General features: G+C 45.9%; 1 protein-coding gene. It reads right to left on the reverse strand.

Features of this window, described 5'->3' with window-relative positions; genetic code table 11:
- Positions 1–204: 204 nt before the first annotated feature.
- Positions 205–588 (reverse strand): hypothetical protein, encoded by a 384-nt coding sequence (locus tag ACNRUY_RS26650; RefSeq protein ID WP_488114689.1) that lies wholly within the window; start codon positions 586–588, stop codon positions 205–207.
- Positions 589–969 lie beyond the last annotated feature (381 nt).

Raw genomic sequence — 969 nt, forward strand, 5'->3', positions numbered from 1 at the left:
GCTTATCAGTGAGCGAGGAGAATTTGGAAAACAGGGCTTTTGCAGACATCGAAAGACAGGAAAAACCCTGATTATACAGGCTGTTTCTTGATGGCGCTGTTCAATTGGTGATCATGTTTTTGCCCTGCAGCCTCCTGGGAAAAGTCAATACTGGTTCTTGGTATTATGTATCAGTCATTTGGCAATTGACTTTGCCATGTTCTGTCAGGGTTTTCGGAACAGCAACTTATAGGTGAACCTCAGGCTCTGCATTTGACGATTATGGGCTTCCATATCTGTATCATTTGTTATGCGCTCCCAGGATTTCCTGGCTCTGTTAGCCAGCGCTAATAACATTTGTTCTTCAGAGGCGAAGGGTGGAAGGCCCATTTTCTTCAACTCATTGATCTGTCTGGGAGTGGGGCTTGGCAGAAAACGCTGGGGTTTTTGGGTGTTTCTCTCTGATCGGGTATTTGGGCGGATGATTTCACCTTGATAAATTCTGGTTTTTACGGAGTCGGGAATCAGGCGGTCATAAACATCAATGACTGTTTTTGCTTCTTTGGCCTGTGTCTGTTTGTCCGTTAGCCTGGTGAAAACGCCCGTCATAACCTGTGCCTGGTTTTGAGGCTTTTGAATGCCCAGAAGAAATTTGTCTGTGGCACTTTGAACCGCCATTTTTCCTTGATGGCGGAGGTTTGGTTTTGGAGGAATATCAGGCCTGGTTTGTCTTTTTTCCTGAGGGGTAGGCTTTTTGGGTCTGGTCGCTGGAGCTTCTGCTCTTCTGGTTGCAACCGTTTTCGTTTCCTCCGTTTGCAAAGCTTGCTGCCTCGTTTCCCTGGCCTTTTGTGGAAGCGGTAATGCCGGCGCTGTTCAAATTAAGTGTTGCTCTACCCAATGTATAGAAACTTGATCTAAAAAAGCCTCCTCTGAGAAGAGTTGAGTTTTAAGAAACCTTTTCCACCCGAGGTAACGAGACAGGTATTTTGT

The organism is Endozoicomonas sp. Z74 (assembly GCF_057680865.1).